Origin of the sequence: Pseudomonas sp. IzPS59, assembly GCF_014863505.1 — a bacterium.
Classification (GTDB): Bacteria; Pseudomonadota; Gammaproteobacteria; order Pseudomonadales; family Pseudomonadaceae; genus Aquipseudomonas; species Aquipseudomonas kribbensis.
Map to the genome: position 1 here is coordinate 3,096,438 of NZ_CP062251.1, position 19,949 is coordinate 3,116,386.

At 62.2% G+C, this 19,949-nt stretch carries 15 protein-coding genes and 1 tRNA gene; 9 read left to right on the forward strand and 7 right to left on the reverse strand.

Translation table 11 applies throughout. From position 1 onward, the window contains the following. Nucleotide 1: 1 nt before the first annotated feature. The 4 genes from fdhE (at nt 2) to IF189_RS13805 (ending at nt 4,401) form a co-directional block, all read left to right on the forward strand. Nucleotides 2-928: a formate dehydrogenase accessory protein FdhE gene (fdhE, locus tag IF189_RS13790; protein ID WP_134826808.1), complete on the forward strand. Its 927-nt coding sequence runs from the start codon at nt 2-4 to the stop codon at nt 926-928. 48 nt (nt 929-976) lie between these two features. Continuing rightward, nucleotides 977-2,383, forward strand: a complete 1,407-nt coding sequence (gene selA / locus IF189_RS13795) for an L-seryl-tRNA(Sec) selenium transferase (protein WP_134826809.1) — start codon at nt 977-979, stop codon at nt 2,381-2,383. Continuing rightward, nucleotides 2,380-4,299 (forward strand): selenocysteine-specific translation elongation factor, encoded by a 1,920-nt coding sequence (selB, locus tag IF189_RS13800; RefSeq protein WP_192553578.1) that lies wholly within the window; start codon nt 2,380-2,382, stop codon nt 4,297-4,299. The genes selA and selB overlap by 4 nt, the downstream gene beginning before the upstream one ends. Before the next feature lie 6 nt (nt 4,300-4,305). Further along, nucleotides 4,306-4,401: transfer RNA gene (locus IF189_RS13805), tRNA-Sec, on the forward strand. Between the two features lie 10 nt (nt 4,402-4,411). Here the strand turns inward: IF189_RS13805 and IF189_RS13810 are convergent. The 3 genes from IF189_RS13810 to IF189_RS13820 all read right to left on the reverse strand — a co-directional run bounded on the left by IF189_RS13810 (nt 4,412) and on the right by IF189_RS13820 (nt 7,843). After that, entirely contained in the window at nt 4,412-5,707 is a 1,296-nt protein-coding gene (locus tag IF189_RS13810) for an OprD family porin (RefSeq protein ID WP_192553500.1), read from the reverse strand. A gap of 79 nt (nt 5,708-5,786) precedes the next feature. Then, the gene (locus IF189_RS13815; protein ID WP_192553501.1) at nt 5,787-7,121 is read right to left on the reverse strand and encodes an ATP-binding protein; all 1,335 of its coding nucleotides are present in this window, start codon (nt 7,119-7,121) and stop codon (nt 5,787-5,789) included. Beyond that, complete coding sequence (locus tag IF189_RS13820) at nt 7,118-7,843, reverse strand: response regulator (RefSeq protein WP_134826812.1); 726 nt, start codon at nt 7,841-7,843, stop codon at nt 7,118-7,120. The genes IF189_RS13815 and IF189_RS13820 overlap by 4 nt, the downstream gene beginning before the upstream one ends. A 146-nt stretch (nt 7,844-7,989) precedes the next feature. Here IF189_RS13820 and IF189_RS13825 point away from each other — a divergent pair, with 146 nt between their 5' ends. After that, a complete protein-coding gene (locus tag IF189_RS13825) occupies nt 7,990-8,316 on the forward strand; it encodes a hypothetical protein (protein WP_192553502.1) in 327 nt (108 codons plus the stop codon). Beyond that, on the forward strand, nt 8,316-8,996 hold the full coding sequence (locus IF189_RS13830) for a DUF3313 domain-containing protein (protein WP_192553503.1): 681 nt from the start codon (nt 8,316-8,318) through the stop codon (nt 8,994-8,996). Before IF189_RS13825 ends, IF189_RS13830 begins: the two co-directional genes overlap by 1 nt. A gap of 11 nt (nt 8,997-9,007) precedes the next feature. Here IF189_RS13830 and IF189_RS13835 read toward each other — a convergent pair whose 3' ends face one another. The 3 genes from IF189_RS13835 to IF189_RS13845 all read right to left on the reverse strand — a co-directional run bounded on the left by IF189_RS13835 (nt 9,008) and on the right by IF189_RS13845 (nt 14,185). Beyond that, a complete protein-coding gene (locus IF189_RS13835) occupies nt 9,008-10,294 on the reverse strand; it encodes a carbohydrate porin (RefSeq protein WP_192553504.1) in 1,287 nt (428 codons plus the stop codon). 83 nt (nt 10,295-10,377) lie between these two features. After that, complete coding sequence (locus tag IF189_RS13840) at nt 10,378-12,783, reverse strand: glucose/quinate/shikimate family membrane-bound PQQ-dependent dehydrogenase (protein ID WP_192553505.1); 2,406 nt, start codon at nt 12,781-12,783, stop codon at nt 10,378-10,380. 268 nt (nt 12,784-13,051) lie between these two features. After that, nucleotides 13,052-14,185 carry an aminotransferase class V-fold PLP-dependent enzyme gene (locus IF189_RS13845; RefSeq protein ID WP_192553506.1) on the reverse strand — a complete coding sequence of 378 codons (1,134 nt, stop codon included), beginning with the start codon at nt 14,183-14,185 and terminating at the stop codon, nt 13,052-13,054. Nucleotides 14,186-14,333: 148 nt separating this feature from the next. Here IF189_RS13845 and IF189_RS13850 point away from each other — a divergent pair, with 148 nt between their 5' ends. Beyond that, entirely contained in the window at nt 14,334-14,945 is a 612-nt protein-coding gene (locus IF189_RS13850) for a dTMP kinase (RefSeq protein WP_192553507.1), read from the forward strand. On the opposite strand, the gene IF189_RS13855 is transcribed toward IF189_RS13850, so the two are convergent. Further along, on the reverse strand, nt 14,946-15,512 hold the full coding sequence (locus IF189_RS13855; protein ID WP_192553508.1) for a TetR/AcrR family transcriptional regulator: 567 nt from the start codon (nt 15,510-15,512) through the stop codon (nt 14,946-14,948). It abuts the gene before it with no gap. A gap of 118 nt (nt 15,513-15,630) precedes the next feature. On the opposite strand from IF189_RS13855, the gene IF189_RS13860 reads away from it, so the two are divergent. Then, a complete protein-coding gene (locus IF189_RS13860) occupies nt 15,631-16,788 on the forward strand; it encodes a MexC family multidrug efflux RND transporter periplasmic adaptor subunit (protein WP_192553509.1) in 1,158 nt (385 codons plus the stop codon). A 27-nt stretch (nt 16,789-16,815) separates the two neighbouring features. Further along, complete coding sequence (locus tag IF189_RS13865) at nt 16,816-19,947, forward strand: efflux RND transporter permease subunit (RefSeq protein ID WP_192553510.1); 3,132 nt, start codon at nt 16,816-16,818, stop codon at nt 19,945-19,947. The last annotated feature ends 2 nt before the right edge of the window (nt 19,948-19,949 follow it).

The window sequence follows — 19,949 nt, forward strand, 5'->3', positions numbered from 1 at the left end:
CTTGCCAACCATTCTTGAACCCGGGGAAATCGAAGCGGCGGCCAGTGCGCCGCCGTTTCTGCACTTGCCGCCGCACAACCTGTTCACGCTGCGCGCCGAACGTCTGGAACACCTGGCGATCGGTCATCCGCTGGCCGACTACCTGCGCCTGATCGCCGGACTCTGCCGCGTACAGCAGCAAGTCCTCGACGATCCGCCCTCGAATGCCCCGATTGATGAGCAACGCCTTGAAGTCTGCCGACAACACGGCATGCCGCCGTTCGCCGCTGACACTCTGATCCGCGAGGACGGCTGGCAGGCGTATCTCGATGCCTTGCTGCAACGCTACGGTGCACCGGAACAACCCGCCGTCGCCGATGCCGTCACCTCGTTGCGGGTTGCCAGCTCCGGCCAGTTGCGGGCCTGGGCGGTGGCGTTGGTCAGCGGCCAGTATTCGCTGGTGCCGGCGGCGCTGGTGCCGTTTCTTGGCGCGGCGCTGCAAACGGCCTGGAGCCATTGGTTGCTCAGCGCACTGCACCTGCAACTGGCGCCCGGCAATAGCCTCGGCCAGTGCCCGGCCTGTGGTTCGCCGGCGATGGCCGGAGTGATCCGCCATCGCGGCAAACACAACGGCTTGCGTTATCTGGTGTGCTCGCTGTGCGCCTGCGAATGGCATGTGGTGCGGGTCAAATGCGTGTATTGCGAGCAGAGCAAAGGGCTGGAATATCTGAGCCTTGAGGATGATCGTCACGCTGCAAATCAGGCGCCGTTGCGGGCCGAGGTCTGCCCAAGTTGTAACAGCTACCTGAAACTGCTGTATCTGGAAAACGATGCGGACGCCGAAGCGCTGTCGGCAGACTTGAGCAGTCTGCTGCTGGACATGCGCCTGGCCCAGGACGGCTATCAGCGGCTGGCACCGAATCTGTTGCTGGCACCCGGAGACGAATAAGCAGAGCGTCTACACTCTGGCGCAACGGCTTTTTATCCGGAGCGTCTGATGCCTGCCAGTGTTGCCCAGCGTTTGCCTTCCATCGACAGTCTGTTGCGTCACAACGCCTTCCAGCCCGTGGCCGAACGACACGGGCGCGAGGCGCTGCTGGCGATGTTGCGTCAGTTGCTCGACGACTTGCGCGACTCGGTCGTGGCGGGGCAGCTCTCCGCCGTCGAGATCAGCCCTGAAGCCCTGGCCGGCAGGATTGCCGAACGTCTGGCGCTGCAACAGCGCAGTCAGGTGCGGCGGGTGTTCAACCTGACCGGCACGGTGCTGCACACCAATCTGGGCCGCGCCCTGTTGCCGGAAGAAGCCATCGACGCCGTGCAACTGGCGGCCCGCTATCCCTTGAACCTCGAATTCGATCTGGCCAGCGGCAAGCGTGGTGACCGCGATGATCTGATCGAAGGCCTGATCCGCGAGCTGACCGGCGCCGAAGCCGTCACCGTGGTCAACAACAATGCCGCCGCGGTGCTGCTGACCCTCAACAGCCTCGGCGCGCGCAAGGAAGGCATCATCTCGCGCGGCGAACTGATCGAAATCGGCGGCGCGTTCCGCATCCCCGACATCATGGCCCGGGCCGGCGTGCGTCTTCACGAGGTCGGCACCACCAATCGCACCCATGCCCGGGATTACGAAGCGGCGATCAGCCCGCGCAGCGGCTTGATCATGCGTGTGCATGCGAGCAATTACAGCATCGAGGGTTTTACCGCCCGCGTGCCGACGGCTGAATTGGCGGAGCTGGCCCATCGTCATGGCCTGCCGCTGCTCGAAGACCTTGGCAGCGGCAGCCTGCTGGACCTGACCCGCTGGGGCCTGCCGGCGGAACCGACGGTGCGTCAGGCACTGCTCGATGGTGCGGACATCGTCACCTTCAGCGGTGACAAACTGCTCGGCGGGCCGCAGGCAGGGGTGATTGTCGGGCGCAAGGATCTGATCGCGAAGATCAAAAAGAACCCGCTGAAACGTGCCTTGCGGGTCGACAAGATGACGCTGGCAGCGCTGGAAGCGGTGCTTGGGCTCTATCGCGATCCTGATCGGCTGGCCGAACGGTTGCCGACCTTGCACCTGCTGACCCGCCCGCAAGATGACATCCTCGCCCAGGCTGAACGCCTGCAACCGGCATTGGCCAGGGTGCTCGGTGAAACCTGGACTGTGACGGCGGAGAAAACACTGGGCATGATCGGCAGCGGCAGCCAACCGGTGGCGCGGCTGCCGAGCGCAGCATTGTGCGCCCGCCCTCAAGTGTCGAAACGCCTGCGCGGACGCTCGCTGCTGAATCTGCAAAGCGCATTGCGCGAATTGCCGATCCCGGTGCTCGGACGCCTCGACGATGACGCGCTGTGGCTGGATCTGCGGCAACTCGACGACGAGCCGGCGTGGCTCGCGCAACTCGGGCCGTTGCAGACATGATCGTCGGCACTGCCGGGCACATCGACCACGGCAAGACCTCGCTGCTCCAGGCCCTGACCGGACAATCCGGCGACCGCCGCCCGCAGGAGCGCGAGCGGGGCATGACCATCGACCTCGGTTATCTCTATGCCGAACTGGCGCCCGGAGCGGAGTTGACCGGGTTCATCGACGTGCCGGGCCACGAGAAATTCACTCACAACATGTTGGCCGGCGCCCAGGGCATCGATCTGGTGTTGCTCGTTGTGGCGGCGGATGACGGCGTGATGCCGCAGACCCGCGAGCATCTGGCGATTGTCGAGTTGCTGGGCATTCCCCGGGCGCTGGTGGCGATCACCAAGTGCGATCGTGTCGAGGCGGGCAGGTTGGTGGAGGTTCGCCGGCAAATCGAACATCTGTTGGCGCCCGGTCCGTCTGCAGGCGCGCCGATGCTTGCGGTTTCCAGCGTGACGGGTGAGGGCGTCGATGCCCTGCGGCAAGCGTTGCTGCAGGCGCAAGGTGAAGTGTTGAAGCGGGGGCGCGAGGGGGGGTTTCGTCTGGCCATCGACCGGGCATTCAGCGTCGCCGGTGCCGGGATTGTGGTGACGGGCACGGCGTTGTCGGGAATGGTCGCCGTGGGCGACAAACTGATCCTCGGGCCGACGGGCAAAACGGTGCGGGTGAGGGGGCTGCACGCGCAGAATCAATCCGCAGAGCTGGCGTTTGCCGGTCAACGGGTTGCCCTGAACATCAGCGCTGATCGCCTGGAGCTCGGGCACATCCATCGCGGTCAGTGGCTGCTCGCCGAAGCACTGTTCGCGCCGACTCAACGTCTGGACATCGACTTCCAGCTGCTGCCCGATGAGACGCGCACCTTCGAACACTTTCAGCCCGTGCATCTGCACCTCGGCACGCAAGACGTGATCGCCCGCGTAGCGCTGCTCGAAGGACCACGACTGCTTCCGGGCGAGCGCATGCTCGCGCAACTGCTGACCCATGTCCCGGTGCACGGCGTGAAGGGGGATCGGTTGATCCTGCGCGATCCCAGTGCCCAGCGCACGCTCGGCGGCGGTCAGTTGCTCGACCCGTTCGCTCCGGCCCGGCAACGGCGCAGCCCCGGGCGTCTGGCGCAATTGCGGGCACTGGCGATCAGCTCCAGCCTTGAGCAAGCGCTGCCAACGCTGCTGGAATACAGCGAAAGCGGCATTGATTCCCAGCGTCTGGAGCGTCAGTTCAACCGCCCGCGTGAAGGCTGGTCACTGCCGGACAACGTCCGTCTGATCGAAACCCGTCAGGGCCAGGTCCTGTTCAACGCCCAGCGCTGGGGCATTCTCAAGTTCACCTTGCTGGAGCAACTGGCGCGTTTCCATGAACTGGAGCCCGACCAGATGGGCCCGGACCGTGATCGTCTGCGGCGCTTCAGCGGACTGAACATCGAGCATTCGACCTTCATCAGCCTGCTGGAAGAACTGCGCAGCGCCGGTTCGCTCACCGCCAGCGGCCCATGGCTGCATTTGCCGGATCATCAGGTGCGCCTGAATGCCGACGACGAAACCCTATGGCAGGCGTTGCAGCCGCTGTTCGAGCAGGCCGGATTCGATCCGCCCTGGGTGCGCGATGTGGCCAAAGCCGTGAACCAGGAGGACGCCACTGTCCGGCTGTTGCTGCGCAAACTGGCGCGGCTCGGCGTGGTGCATCAGGTGGTGCGGGACTTGTTCTTTACCGACATCACCTTGCGGCAGATGGCGGCTGTGTTGTTGCGTCTGGGTGAAGAAAATCCGCCGATTCAAGTCACGGCGTTCCGTGATGCGCTAGGCTTGGGACGCAAACGCAGTATCCAGATCCTCGAATACTTCGACCGCCTCGGCCTGACCCGGCGTCTGGGCGAGGGTCGGCAAATCCGCTTCGACAACGCGCTGGCCAACCCCGGCGCCGACTGAGTTCAAGGAAGGCAATCGCGCCCGGTGGCGCGGCCGGGCTTCAAACCCGGTTGGGGACGGCATCCGTTCCCGGGCAGGTTCGACTCCGGCTGCCTTCCGCCATTTTCTGCATTCAGAAGCCCAACGGGTACTGAATCACCACGTAGATCCGGTCGATATCATCCCCCGCCTGAGCACTGTTGGCCCGATGTGAGACGTGGGACAGCTGCACCGAAAGATCCTTGGCCGCGCCGGACTGGACGATGTAGCGCAGATCGATGTCGCGCTCCCAGTGCTTGCCGCCGTCCCCTTGCTGTGGCTGGTACTGGCCGCTGTCCGGGTCGAACGGGTTGTAGGCGCCGCCCTTGGGCGCGTGGGTGCCGTCGATGTGGCTGCCGGAGACGTAGCGGGTCATGAAGTTGAGTCCGGGAATGCCGAACGCACCCAGATCCAGATCGTAGCGGGCCTGCCACGAGCGCTCGCGGGCGCCGTTGAAGTCGGCGTATTTGATCGAGTTGGCCAGATAGATCGAGTCGCCACCGACGAAATCGAACGGCGTGTCACCGTTGATGCGTTGCCAGCCGAGCATCACCGCGTGTGGGCCGAAGGCGTATTTGCCCGAGAGGCTGAACGCGGTGTTATCGATTTCCCCGGCCAGTGCCTGCCCGGTGTCGCGGGTGTGGTAGACGTTGGCGTCGAGCAGCACGCCGGACTGTTTGAAATGCAGGTTGGCGTAGTACTGGTGCCAGGTTTCGCTGAGGTCGGACGCGTACAGCGCGCCGCCGACCGGGCTGTCACTGAACAGATCCGCGCCGATGAAGCTGATTCCGCCGGCCTTGGTGTTGGCGCCGTAGCCCTGGAAGTCGCCTTGGCCGGATGAGCTGTCCTGATTCTTGAACGCGGTGAAATGCCCGGCCACCAGATTGACGTTGTCGATTTCATGGCTGTTGAGCAGAAACCCGGTGGCGTATTCCGGTTGCAGGCGTTTGTCCGAGGTGTCGAACACCGGCGTCTCGACGGTCATTTCGCCGAAGGCGAGGGTGGTGCGCGAGGCTTTCAGTTTCAGGGCGCCGCCGGCGCTGGAATAGTCGCTTTCGCTGCGACCGTCACTGTCCACCGGCAACAGACCGGTGCCCGAATGCCCCCGGCCGCCATCCAGTTTCAGGCCATAAAAGGCATGGGCGTCGAGGCCAAAACCGACAGTTCCTTCGGTGAAACCGGATGCGAAAGTACCGATAAACCCCTGAGCCCATTCCTGTTTGTAGTTCTTGCCGCTGGGCGAGGGCGAGCGATAGTCGTTGCTCAGGAAGAAATTGCGGCTGAGCACTTCGCCCTTGGCGTCATCCAGAAAACCGCTGGCCAACGCTGTGTTGGCGACACCGCCTAGCAGCAAGGCCAGCGTGATACCCGAGGGCGAGAAACCTTTCATGTGTCAGTGACCGGCGATGGTGGAATGTCGCCGGATTGTCGTGCGGGCTACCTCTTAATGATTGAGCGGATGTGCTGAGTCAATCGACCACCGGCAAATCGATCCTCGCCACCAGCCCCGAGCCCTTGCGATTGCTCAATGTCAGCTCACCACCCTGTTCACGCACGATCGCCCGGGCCGCCGAGAGGCCGAGGCCGACGCCGCCGGTTTCACGGTTGCGCGAAGTTTCGAGGCGGAAGAACGGGTCGAACACCCGCTGCAGCGCCTCCTCGGGAATGCCCGGGCCTTCGTCGCAGATTTCGATGCAGATCGAGTGCGCGTTGCGGCTGAGTGCAATGCGCGGGCGCTCGGCGTATTTCACGGCGTTTTCCAGCAGGTTGACGATCACCCGCTTCAGGCTCAGCGGCCGGCCATCGTAGACCAGGTGGGCCGGGCCGTTGAAGTCGATGAGGATGTGCTGGTCGCGGTAGTCGTCGAGGATGGTTTGCAGCAGTTCCGACAGATCGAACGCCGTGGGTTGCTCGAGCTGTGTACCTTCGCGGAAAAACGCCAGGGCGGCGTTGATCATCGATTGCATTTCTTCGATGTCGCGAATCAGTTTCTGCTGATGATCCAGGTCTTCCATGAATTCGCTGCGCAGGCGCATCCGGGTCAACGGCGCGCGCAAATCATGGGAGATGGAGGCGAGCATATGCGTGCGCTCACCGATGAAATGCTGGATCTGCGCCTGCATCGCGTTGAAGGCGATGATGGCCTGGCGGATTTCGTGGGGCCCTTCGATCTCGATGGGCGGTGCGTTCAGGTCGACGCCAAAACGCCTGGCGGCACCGGCAAAGCGTTGCAGCGGATTGGCCAGCTGGCGGGTGGCGATCCAGGCAACCAGCAAGGTGGCGATCAGGCCCAGAGAGGCAATCACCGCGATCCGGGCGTTCAGGGTAAGGCCCCAGCTGCGTTCCGGCGGCGTGAAGGACAGCCAGCTGCCATCGGTCAAAGGGATGAGGGCGACATAGTGCGCCTGGGCACTGCCTGGCGGCCAGTCATCGGGGTTGAACACTTCGATTTCCCGGTGGCTGCCCAGCAATTGCTCCAGCGCCGGAATCTTCGAGGTCTCGACCGCTGCGCCGTCCCCGGGGAAATTGAATGAGGCGCGCTGTGCATTCCACACCACTTCAAGCGTCGGGGTGCTGGCGGCGCTCGCCAGCTGCGGGCGCAATGGGGCGGGCGCCGCCTCGATCACTCGCGTGGTCGCCGCAATTCGTTCCAAAAGGCCGGTGCGTTCGATGGGCGGGCGGGCCCAGATACCTGCTACCTGTACGAACAAGGCATTGAAAGCCAGCGAGGCGAGCATGGCCGCGACAATCGTCAGGGCGATCCGGCGACTGAGGGTGTCGCGGCGCAAGAGTCGACCGATCATGAGCGGCTGACCTTGGCGGTGAACATGTAGCCGCCATTGCGCACGGTGCGGATCAGGTCCGGGCGTTTGCTGTCCGGTTCGATCTTGCGCCGCAAACGGCTGACTTGTACGTCGATGCTGCGATCAAAGGCGTCGTGGCCCTGGCCGTGGGTCAGGTCGATCAGTTGCTCGCGGGTCAGGATCCGTTGCGGATGTTCGAGAAAAACCAGCAGCAGATCAAATTCCCCGCCGGACATCGGAATCATCACGCCCTCGGGTGAGCGCAGCTCGCGGCAGGTAATGTCCAGGTGCCAACCGGCGAAGGTCATGACCGGGCGTGCGGGCTCGCTGGTGCGATGGCCGTGTTCGCCGGCGCGGCGTTGCAATGCGCGCACCCGGGCCAGCAACTCCTGAGGTGCGAAGGGCTTGGTCAGGTAATCGTCGGCTCCCAGTTCCAGACCGACAATCCGGTCACTCAGCTCGGCCATGGCCGTCAGCATGATGATCGGGATCCCCATCTGCGCGCGGATTTTCTGGCACAGGCTCAAACCGCCTTCACCCGGCAGCATCAGGTCGAGAATGATCGTGTCCGGCCGCGCCCGGTCAATGGCCGCCCACATGGCCTGGCCATCCGTTACCACTTCGACTTCGTAGGCGTGCTGAACGAAGAACTTCTTCAGCAGGGACAGAATTTCCACGTCGTCATCGACGATCAGCAGTCTGCTCACGTTTGCAGGATCCATGAATCAAAAGAGGGCATCTAAAACCATTTCGATCGCGGGGTCATTTATTTCAATTCTGCAACATTCCTTCCGGGCGGACATCAGCCGGACATCCTCGGGCAAAAAACCTCGGGCACTCTGCCGGCATTCCATCCAAGGGGGTTCATATGAAGGATATGAAAAGCGCTTATTCGACTCAGGGGCATGGTGCCGTGCGCCCGTTGATCCTGACCCAGCGCACCACAAGCAGTGTTCTCAACGCGCCGATCTTCTTCCAGGAAACCTGCCTGGGAATCGCTCCGGACCAGAGCCAACTCGTCATGCGCCGCTACTTCGAGCGCTTCAGCCCGGCCGACAGTCATTGGGTGGAATACATCCACTCCATCCCCACGACCGAATTCATCCACTGGATCATGACCCACGGCCAGTTGCGCATCGAGTGTTCTGAAAACACCCCGTTCGGCCAGATTCAGACCGCTGGGGAAGCTCATTGATGAGAAGCACTCATTCACTGGCGCTGTTGTTGGCCGCCACATTGAGCCTGTCGGCTTGCAGCAGCAAGAAAGTCGAACCGGAAATGTATTCCGGGTTTCTCAACGACTACAGCATGTTGAAAGAGCAGCAGGCGCCGTCGGGTCAGACGGTTCTGAGCTGGGTCAGCCCGGCGTTGGCGACTGGACGTTACACCCGGGTTTATTTGGCGCCGAGTCAGTTCTATCCGCAGGTTCAGCCCACGGGGCGAATCCCACAGAGCACGTTGTCCGGTGTGACCCGCTACTACGACGCAGCCCTCCGGCAGGAACTGGGCAAAACGCTGCCGCTGGCATCCGCGCCCGGCCCGAACACGCTGGTTGTGCGGCCAGCCATCACGCAAGTCGCCACCAGCACCCAGGGCCTGCGGTACTACGAATGGCTGCCGATCACGCTGGTTGCGGCCGGCGTGAGCACCGCTGCCGGCATTCGTGATCAGGACAGTGAGATCGCCACGGAAGTGTCGATCGAGGACGGATCCACCGGTGAGGTGGTGGCGAAAGTCGTGCGCAAGGGCACGGGCGTGCCATTGGAAAACGATAAACAAGTAATGACCGCCGAGAACGTCAAAGGCGTGCTCGACGGTTGGGCCAGCGATCTGAGCCAGACCTGTGTCGCCGCGCGCAAGGTGACCGCGCGGTGACCGCCGCTACGTCACAGCGCCGCTTTTACCTGTAGACCCACCACCAGTGCATTGTCGATGTCCTGACCGGAGAACGCGCCCGGCTCGATGATGTACTGCAGGTTCGGGCGCAGGGTCAGCCACGGGGTGGCTTGATAACCGTAACCGAGTTCGATCAGCTGTTCAGCGCCGTCGATATTGGAGAGCGGCGTGCCATTGGCCAGTGCGGCGTCTTGTTGCACGTCGCGGCTGCGCGGGTTTTGCACGGCGCGGCCGTATCCCAGGGCGACGGTGTCACGCGGGCGGCCTTCGAACGGTTTGTACAGAACCAAGCCGGCGCCATACCACTTGCTGAACGGCGAAGCCGCTTCGCTGGCCGCCGAGTATTGACCGAAAGCGTGCAGGCTGCGGCCTTCGGAGGTCGGCGAACTCCACACGGCCTGATCGATCAGCAGGTAATGGCCGCCGCGACCGGACACTTCCTTGTCGCTGCCGATGCGTTTCACGTCGGAGCTGTCGTAGTAATAACCGAGCTTGTACTCGCCAGGCAGGGTGCCCGCGTGTTTGTAGACCAGTTCGACAGGCACCACGGTGCCGGTGGTGTGTTTCGGCCCCAGGTGCCAGGCGCGGCTGGAGTTGCCGTTGCTTTCGGGATCGACGTTGAACGCGGCCACGCGCAGTTGCCATTCCGGCGACAGGTCGTATTTCACCCGCACACCCAGGTGCGCGTTGGGGTAGTTGGTCCAGCCGCTGCCGCCGGACATGTTCAGCGGATGGCCGCAGAAACCGGCGTTCATGAAGTTGCAGAGAATGCCGCTGTCGAGGCCGCCGAGGTCGTTGCCCATGGCCATGTAGCCGAGTTTGACGTTCAGCGCCGGGGTGAACAGGGTGCGCTCGTAACTCAGTTCGGTCAGGCGGGTGTAGAGCCCGCCGTAGTTTTCCTGGATCGGCAGACGGTTGCCGACCAGATCTTCCGAGGCGCTGTTGCCGCGCCGGTCGTTGATGGTCAACTGGACCTTGCCGGCGTTGTCCACGCCATAGATTTTGCTCAGATCAAATTGCGCGCCGAGCTTGATGTTCTGTGAGTAACGGGCGGAGCGATGCAGGCCGCCGTCGGCGTTGTAGGCGGTTTCGCCGGTGTAGTCGCCGGTGAACTTGACGCCGTCTTCGTCGAGCTGGTGACGCAGGCCGCCCCAGTCGCCGGTCAGGGTGTTGCGGGTGAACACATTCGAATCGGTGTCAGCGAAAGCGGGCAGGGCGGTGCTGCAGGCGAGAGCGAGCAGTACGCCAGTGTGGGAAAAACGAACAACGAATGACATTGCTGAAATCCAGAGCCAAGGACATGAAACGGCGCGACACCCGAAGGTGCCGCGCGCAGTGAAATGAAGGAGGGCGCAGCGGTTTACGGCAGGGCGTACGCCATGACGTAGTCGCCACGATCAGTCGACTGACGGGCGCCACCGGCGGTGATGACCACGTACTGCTTGCCGGTTTTCGGCGACACATACGTCATCGGGCCACCCTGACTGCCGACTGGCAGACGGGCTTTCCAGATTTCTTCACCGTTGCCGCTGTTGTAGGCGCGCAGGTAGAAGTCCTGAGTGCCGGCGATGAAGATCAGGCCACCTTGAGTCGACAGGGTGCCGCCGAGGGTCGGCAGACCGATCTTGATCGGCAGGTGCATGCGGATGCCCAGGGGACCTGTGTCTTCAACGGTGCCGACCGGAACCTGCCAGGCGACTTTCTGGGTCTTCATGTCGATCGCGGTCAGGGTGCCGAACGGCGGTGCCTGGCACGGAATGCCGGCCACCGACAGGAAGCGGTTCTTGTTGACTGCGTACGGCGTACCTTTCAGCGGAACGGCGCCCATGCCGGTGTTCAGCGCTTCGCCACCGGAGGTCGCTTCACCTTTGTTCTGCGACGGAATCATCTGAATCCACAGGCCCAGACGCATGTCGTTGACGAAGATGAAACCGTGCACCGGGTCAGTGGAGATGCTGCCCCAGTTCATGCCGCCCAGCGAACCCGGGAAGCTCAGGGACTTGTCGGTGCCCGGCGCGGTGTACAGGCCTTCGTAACGCATCGACTTGAAGTCGATGCGGCACAGCAGCTGGTCGTACGGGGTAGCGCCCCACATGTCCGACTCGGTCAGGTGCTGAGCACCGATCTGCGGCATGCCCACGGATTTCGGCTGGGTTGGCGAGTACGGTTCGTTCGGAATGTTCGACGCCTTGACCGGTACTTCCTTGACTTCGGTCAGTGGCTTGCCGGTGGCGCGATCCAGCACGTAGATCTGCCCGGCCTTGGTGCCGATCACCAGCGCCGGTACGGTTTTGCCGTCCTTGGTGAAGTCGATCAGGCTCGGCTGCATCGGCAGGTCGAAGTCCCAGAGGTCGTTGTGCACGGTCTGGTACACCCACTTTTCTTCGCCGCTGTTGGCGTCCAGCGCCAGGATCGAAGCGCCGTAGGTGTGATCGAGTTTGTTGCGTTCAACACCGTAGATGTCGGTGGACGAACTGCCCATCGGCAGGAAGACCGTGTTGGTTGCCGGGTCGTAAGACATCGGCGCCCAGCTGTTCGGCGTGCTGCGAACATAGGTCTTGCCATCGGCCGGGGCCTTTTTATCCTGCGGGTTGCCCGGGTCGAAGGCCCAGCGCATCGCACCGGTCATCACGTCGAAACCACGGATCACGCCGCCCGGCATGTCGGTCTGCACGTTATCCGCCACGCGACCGCCAACGACCACGGTGGTGCCGGCCATCAGTGGCGCGGAGGACAGTTGATAGTAGCTGTCCGGGACATCACCCAGACCGGCCTTCAGATCGACCTGGCCATTGTTACCGAAACCCTGGCAGAACTCGCCTGTGTCGGCATCGACCGCGATCAGGCGGGCGTCGATGGTGTTGGTCAGCAGACGGCGGGTGCAGTTGGCGGCCGGAGCGACCGGGGTTTCGGTGACTGGCGAGCTGGCCGGTTTGGCGACGGCTGCGCTGGCATCGAAGTAGGCCATGCCACGGCAACGCTGCCAGACTTTCGATTGGGCGTTGATCGCGTTTTTCCAGAGTTCCTTGCCGGTGTCGGCATCCAGCGCAATCAGGTTGTTGTGCGGGGTGCAGATGAACACCTTGTTGCCGATCTGCAGCGGGGTCAGCTGGTCTTCGGCGCCATTGCCGTCGCTCTCGGCGATGTCGCCGGTGTGGTAGGTCCACGCGACTTTCAACTTGTCGACGTTGCTGCGATTAATCTGGTCCAGCGCAGCGAAGCGGCTGCCGCCTTCGGTGTTGCCGTAGTGCGCCCAGTCTTTCTGCGCTTTTTCCGGCTCGACCGGCGTCAGGCCCGGGCCGGTGCCGGTAGGGGCGACGGTCGGGTGAGCCACGAACATGTTGCCGGCAGCGACGGCCAGTCCAACTGCCAGCACAGCGGCAACGCCATATGCACCGCGACCCGCAACGCCGCCATTGGCGCGTTTCAGCATCGGGTAAACCAGCGCAACCGCCAGACCTACGGCGCTGAACATGAACAGACGCGAGAACACCGGCCAGAACACCAGGCCCGCATCGCTCACTGCCCAGATCGCAGTCCCGACCAGAAACGCTGCGAACAGCCAGGCGCCGGCAGGCTTGCGGCGAGCGATCAGCAGACCGGACAGGGCCATGACCAGACCACCCACCAGGAAGTACCAGGAGCCTCCCAGGCTGACCAATTTCACACCGCCAGCCGCCAGTGCCAGGCCGAGCAGGGCGATGATCACCCCGAGCCCGACCAGAATGAATGTTGATATGCCCGAGAGGCGTTGACTCTGCTTCACGTTGAATGTCCCGTTGAAATGAGGCGGGCAGTATATCGTTAGGTAACTACCTAGTTAAATCACTAATTCAGAATGAAAGGGTTTTTTGCGCTCAATGGTGCGACGAATCGACGCTGGCCTTGTCCTCGCGGGTCTTAAGGGACTATTGAAACGGTGGGAAAGTCTTTTATTTGCCAGCAGATATGGAATTTATGACAGGTTGCTCGCGGCCTGGTGGTTCCCGCCGAACAGGATCGGCGGGAGCGGGATTTGCGGACAAGATAAGAGCTTAGCTAACCATCACTTCTTCCAGTGCCTGCTCAAGCGTGCTGACCGTACGCTCGATGTTGTGCAGCTTTTCCAGTCCGAACAGACCGATACGGAAGGTCTGGAAGTCGGCCGGTTCATCGCACTGCAGCGGCACCCCGGCGGCGATCTGCAGGCCGTGGCTGGCAAATTTCTTGCCGTTTTTGATATCGGCATCATCGGTGTAGCTCACCACCACGCCCGGGGCCTGAAAGCCGACGGCGGCCACGCTTTTGAAGCCTTTGCCGGTCAACATGGCGCGCACCCGATCACCCAGAACCTGTTGTTCGCCGCGGACCTTTTCGAAACCGTAGGCTTTGGTCTCGTTCATTACGTCGTTGAACCGCGCGAGGGAATCACTGGGCATGGTCGCATGGTAGGCATGTCCGCCCTGTTCGTAGGCCTGCATGATCTGCAGCCACTTCTTCAAGTCGCAGGCGAAACTGCTGCTTTGCGTGTGCTCGATGCGCTCGAGGGCCAAGGAGCTGAACATCACCAGGGCGCAGCAAGGCGAGGCGCTCCAGCCTTTCTGCGGTGCGCTGATCAGCAGGTCGACGGCGCATTTGTGCATATCAACCCAAAGTGTGCCGGAAGCGATGCAGTCCAGCACGAACAGCCCTCCCACCGCATGCACAGCGTCGCCGACGGCCCGCAGGTAATCGTCGGGCAGGATAATCCCTGAAGAAGTTTCAACGTGGGGTGCAAAGACAATCTGCGGCTTGTGCGTGTGAATGGCTGCCAGGACTTCGTCCAGAGGCGGCGGGGCATAAGCCGCCTGGCGACCCGTTTCGACCGGTCGGGCTTTCAGCACCGTAGTCGCCGCCGGGATATTGCCTGTCTCAAGGATCTGGCTCCAGCGATAACTGAACCAGCCATTGCGTATCACCAGACATTGCTGGCCGGTGGCGAACTGTCGTGCCACCGCTTCCATGCCGAAGGTGCCGCTGCCCGGAACCACCGCAACGCCCTCAGCGTTGTAGACCTGTTTCAGGGTCCTGGAAATATTCTTCATCACCGCCTGAAATGACTGCGACATGTGGTTGAGCGAGCGGTCGGTGTAGACCACGGAGTACTCGACCAACCCCTCAGGATCGATACTGGGGTATAGCTTTGACATGGGGTGACTCCTTCTGTGATTCCCTGGCAGTCAAAAGGTCTGGCGAACATCATCGGGAAGCAAGTTTAGGCAAAGGGCACGGATGAGCTGAGTGAATTGCAGAAATGAGGATAGAGTGGTCATCAATGCCTCAATCGTTGTGTGAAAAATGAATCGTCCGCTGTTTGTTTCTCTGGATGGGCCAAAAGGAACCGGCAAAACCACATTACTGGAAGCGGTGACGGCAGTCCTGAGGGCCGACAACAAGAAAGTCATCCGGCTTTGCGAGCGAAAAAGCGATCCGCACCGGGGTGCCACCATGGCCCTCGTCAACGAACTCGCCAGAAATCACTCCCGGGATCTGGAGTGGTCTGTGTGTCAGCGCTTTGCTGATAGCCGTAGCTGGATCTCCCGGCATGTGCTGACTGAACAACCGCCGGGCAGCATTATCCTGATCGATCGCTGGTATCCGTCGGACGCCGCGTTTCGCCATACTGTCTCGTTTGCAGAGATTCTCCGGTTGAACATCGAGCGAAACGTGCAGGTGCCAGACCTGCATGTCGGCGTCGTCACCGCGCCGGATATTTCATGGGCCAGGGCCAAGGCACGGTCCAGAGGACTGGGCGGTACTGTGATCCAGAGGCACGCGGAGCATGTCGCGTGTACGGAGATGTTCGAGCAAGCGGCTGTCGATAACGGCTGGGTTTTGTGCCGCAATGAAGGCACGATCGAAGACGCAACGATGCAGGTGGTTTCCGAGATCCGTAAATTGTTTGGCTGATCAAGAAAGACACCGAGCAGCCAGCACCCCATTCAAAAACATTTGTTCAAGCGTCCGCGCCGAATCGGCGTGGGCCGCGCGCCCGCGCAGTTCGGCATCCACCAGTCCGTAGACCAGCGATATGAACAGCTCGGTAAAGATTGCCGCGGTGATATCGATGCGAAACAACCCTGCCTGCTGGCCTCGCAAAAAGAACCCGTCCAGCGCCTCCAGATAAAACAGCCAGCGCCTGCCACCCTGTTCCAGGTCGAGGAAGTCAGGGCGGTATTGCGCCATCAGAAAGGCCAGCAGCTCGCGGTGGGCGAGGTGTCCCCGGATCAATCGGCGCAGCGCCTCCAGCGGTTCCAGTTGCTGCAGGTCGGCGTTGTCGATGATCAGCTTCAGCGTGCCCTCGGCGTGTTCCTCCAGTTTGGCTGTCAGGTTTTCCCGTGTTCCGCAGTAGCGGTGCAGGGTGGCCTTGCTCACGCCTGCCTGTTGCGCCAGTTCCTTCATCGTCGCCCGCGGCCGGTTGGCCACGGCCAGGGTCAGCGACTTGAGCAGCTGTTCATCATGGGAAATCGAGTTCATCAGAGGCCTTGAGCGGTGTTCATATAAGATTCACAAAATACCCACATGAGACATAATTGACTCATTAGGATTTGAAACGTAGCATTCGCGCCAAATTCGATCAAGCCTTGGGTGAGTTATGGGCAATTTGCGTGCGGTAGGAATGGCGGGTTCGCTGGCAGTCGCCATTGCGTTGGCCGGGTGTGGGCCGGCAAGTGAACAAGCGGCGGTGGCGGAAGTGGCGCGCCCGGTAGAAGTGGTGGCGGTGAAGACCGAGCCTTTGGCGCTGACGTCGGAGCTGCCGGGCAGGGTGGAACCGATGCGCGTCGCGGAAGTGCGCGCACGGGTACCGGGCATCGTGATGCAGAAGCGTTTTGAAGAAGGCGCGGATGTGAAGGCCGGGGATCTGTTGTTCCAGATCGACCCGGCACCGCTCAAAGCGGCGCTGTCCCGGGCCGAAGGTGAACTGGCCCGCGCCCAGTCCGTTGCGCTTGAGGCTCAGGCTCGGGTCAAGCGTTATGAACCGCTGGTGAAGATCGAGGCGGTCAGCCAACAGGATTTCGACAGCGCCATGGCGGATCTGCGCAGCGCTCAGGCAGCTACGCGTTCGGCTCAGGCCGATCTGCAAAGCGCCCGGCTGAACCTCGGTTATGCCTCGGTAACCGCGCCGATTTCCGGCCGCGTCGGCCGTGCGCTGGTCACTGAAGGAGCGTTGGTCGGGCAGGGGGACGCGACGTTGATGGCGCGGATTCAGCAACTGGATCCGGTGTATGTCGACTTCACCCAATCGGCTGCCGACGCGCTGCGTCTGCGCGAATCGCTCAAGGACGGAAAACTCTCCGCCGACGACAACAAGGCACTGTCGATTCGCGTCGACGGTACCAACTACGAGCGTCAGGGTGCGCTGATGTTTACCGATGTCGCCGTGGATCGCGGCACCGGGCAGGTGTCGTTGCGCGGCAAATTCACCAATAGCGACGGCGTGCTGTTGCCGGGCATGTATGTCCGCGTGCGTACGCCACAGGGCACCGACAGCCAGGCCATTCTCGTGCCGCAACGCTCGGTGCAACGGGGCAGTGATGGCACTGCTCAGGTGATGGTGGTCGGCGCAGACGAGCGGGTCGAAGCGCGCAGTGTGGTCACCGGCGCCATGCAGGGTTCGCGCTGGCAGATCAGTGAGGGCTTGAAGGCGGGCGATCAAGTGATCGTCGGTGGTCTTGCCGGACTGCAACCGGGGGCCAAGGTCGTACCGGGTCAGTCTCAGGCCGTGGCTCAGTCGTCCGAGTCGAAACAATAAGGGCGCCGTCGCCGCGAGGATTTCCCGATGTCCAAGTTTTTCATCAAACGCCCGAACTTTGCCTGGGTGGTGGCGTTGTTCATCTCACTGGCCGGCCTGCTGGTCATCCCGATGCTGCCGGTGGCGCAGTATCCCGACGTTGCGCCGCCGCAGATCAAGGTCACGGCGACCTATCCCGGTGCCTCGGCGAAAGTGCTGGTGGACTCGGTCACCAGCGTGATCGAAGAGTCGCTCAACGGTGCCAAAAACCTGCTGTATTTCGAGTCCACCAACAACTCCAACGGCATCGCCGAAATTGCGGTGACGTTCCAGCCGGGCACTGATCCGCAGCTCGCTCAGGTCGACGTGCAAAACCGCCTGAAAAAGGCTGAGTCGCGCATGCCACAAGCGGTTCTCACCCAAGGTCTGGAGGTGGAGCAGGCCAGTGCCGGTTTCCTGCTGATCTATGCGCTCAACTATAAGGAAGGCACCCAACACACCGACACGACCGCGCTGGGCGACTACGCCGCGCGCAACATCAATAACGAACTACGTCGGGTGCCGGGCGTCGGCAAGCTGCAATTCTTCTCCTCTGAAGCCGCGATGCGCATCTGGCTCGACCCGCAGAAACTGGTGGGCTACGGGCTGTCCATCGACGACGTGAGCACCGCGATTCGCGGGCAGAACGTTCAGGTGCCGGCCGGCAGTTTCGGCAGCACGCCAACCAGCAGCCAACAGGAGCTGACCGCCACGCTGGCAGTGAAAGGCACTCTGGATAATCCGGAAGAATTCGCACGCATCGTTCTGCGCGCCAACGAGGACGGCTCGACGGTCAAGCTGGGTGACGTCGCCCGCGTGGAAATCGGCCAGGAGAGTTACAACTTCAACTCGCGTCTGAACGGCAAGCCAGCCGTGGCCGCGGCGATCCAGTTGTCGCCCGGTGCCAACGCAATCCAGACCGCAACCGCCGTCAAGGAACGCCTGGCCGAACTGTCGGCGTACTTCCCGGACGACGTGGAGTATTCCGTTCCCTACGACACCTCGCGTTTCGTCGACGTCGCCATCGAGAAGGTGATTCACACCCTGATCGAGGCGATGGTGCTGGTATTCCTGGTGATGTTCCTGTTCCTGCAGAACATCCGCTACACGCTGATTCCGTCGATTGTGGTGCCGGTGTGTCTGCTCGGTACGCTGGTGATGATGAACCTGCTGGGCTTCTCGGTGAACATGATGACCATGTTCGGCATGGTCCTCGCCATCGGCATTCTGGTAGATGACGCCATCGTGGTGGTGGAAAACGTCGAGCGGATCATGGCCGAGGAAGGGTTGTCGCCGGTCGACGCGACGATCAAGGCCATGGGGCAGGTATCCGGCGCGATCATCGGTATCACCTTGGTGCTGTCGGCGGTGTTCATGCCGCTGGCGTTCATGTCCGGATCGGTGGGTGTGATTTACCAACAGTTCTCGGTGTCGCTGGCGGTGTCGATCCTGTTCTCGGGCTTCCTCGCGCTGACGTTTACGCCGGCGCTGTGCGCCACGCTGCTCAAGCCGATTCCGCAGGGGCATCATGAAAAGCGCGGCTTCTTCGGCGCCTTCAACCGTGGCTTTGCGCGGCTCACCGAGCGTTACTCGATCCTCAACAACGGACTGGTCGCTCGTGCCGGCCGCATGATGCTGGTGTATGTGGGCATTATCGCGATGCTCGGTTACTTCTACCTGCGTTTGCCGGAGTCGTTCGTGCCGGTGGAAGACCAGGGCTACATGATCGTCGACGTCCAGTTACCGCCGGGCGCAACCCGTACCCGTACCGAAGCCACTGGTGAACAACTGGAACGCTATCTCGCCTCCCGTGATGCGGTGCAGTCGATGTTCCTGGTTTCGGGCTTCAGCTTCTCCGGGATGGGCGACAACGCGGCGCTGGCATTCCCGGTGTTCAAGGACTGGTCGCTGCGCGGCGAAGATCAATCGGCGATGGCCGAGGTCATGGCGCTGAACGAACAATTTGCCGTGACCAACGACGGCGCCGTGATGGCGGTGCCACCGCCACCGATTGACGGCCTGGGCAACTCCGGCGGTTTCGCGCTGCGTCTGCAGGATCGCGGCGGCCTCGGTCGCGAAGCCTTGCTCGCCGCCCGTGACCAGGTGCTCGGTCAAGCCAACGGCAACCCGAAAATCCTCTACGCCATGATGGAAGGCCTGGCTGAATCGCCGCAATTGCGCGTAGTGATCGACCGTGACAAGGCGCGCACCCTGGGCGTGAGTTTCGAGTCCATCAGCAGTGCGTTGTCCGCCGCGTTCGGTTCCGAAGTGATCAACGACTTCACCAACTCTGGCCGTCAGCAACGAGTGGTGGTGCAGGCCGAGCAGGGCGACCGGATGACCCCGGAAAGCGTGCTCAAACTGTACGTGCACAACAGCGCCGGCAATCTGGTGCCGCTGAGCGCCTTCGTCACCACGCATTGGGAGGAAGGCCCGGTGCAACTGGTGCGCTACAACGGTTATCCGTCGATCCGCATTGTCGGTGACGCCGGGCCGGGTTACAGCACCGGTGAAGCCATGGCGGAAATGGAGCGAATCGCCGCGCAATTGCCGGCCGGTTTCAGCTACGAGTGGACGGGGCTGTCGTATCAGGAAAAGGTTTCCAGTGGTCAGGCGACCCAGCTGTTCGCGCTGGCGATCCTGGTGGTGTTCCTGTTGCTGGTGGCGCTCTACGAGAGCTGGGCGATTCCGTTGACGGTAATGCTGATCGTGCCGATTGGTGCCATCGGCGCAGTGCTCGCAGTGATGGTCGCCGGCATGCCCAACGACGTGTATTTCAAGGTGGGCCTGATCACCATCATCGGTCTGGCGGCGAAGAACGCGATTCTTATCGTCGAGTTCGCCAAGGAACTGTGGGAGAAGGGCTACAGCCTGCGTGACGCCGCCATCGAGGCCGCACGGCTGCGCTTCCGTCCGATCGTCATGACTTCCATGGCCTTCATCCTCGGTGTAGTGCCGCTGGCATTGGCCACCGGGGCAGGGGCGGCGAGTCAGCGTGCCATCGGTACCGGTGTGATCGGCGGGATGCTCAGCGCGACGTTGCTGGGTGTGCTGTTCGTACCGATCTGTTTTGTCTGGGTGCTGTCGCGGTTGCGCAGCAAACCCTCGCCTGTCGAACAACCCGCTTTGGTTCAGGAGTGATT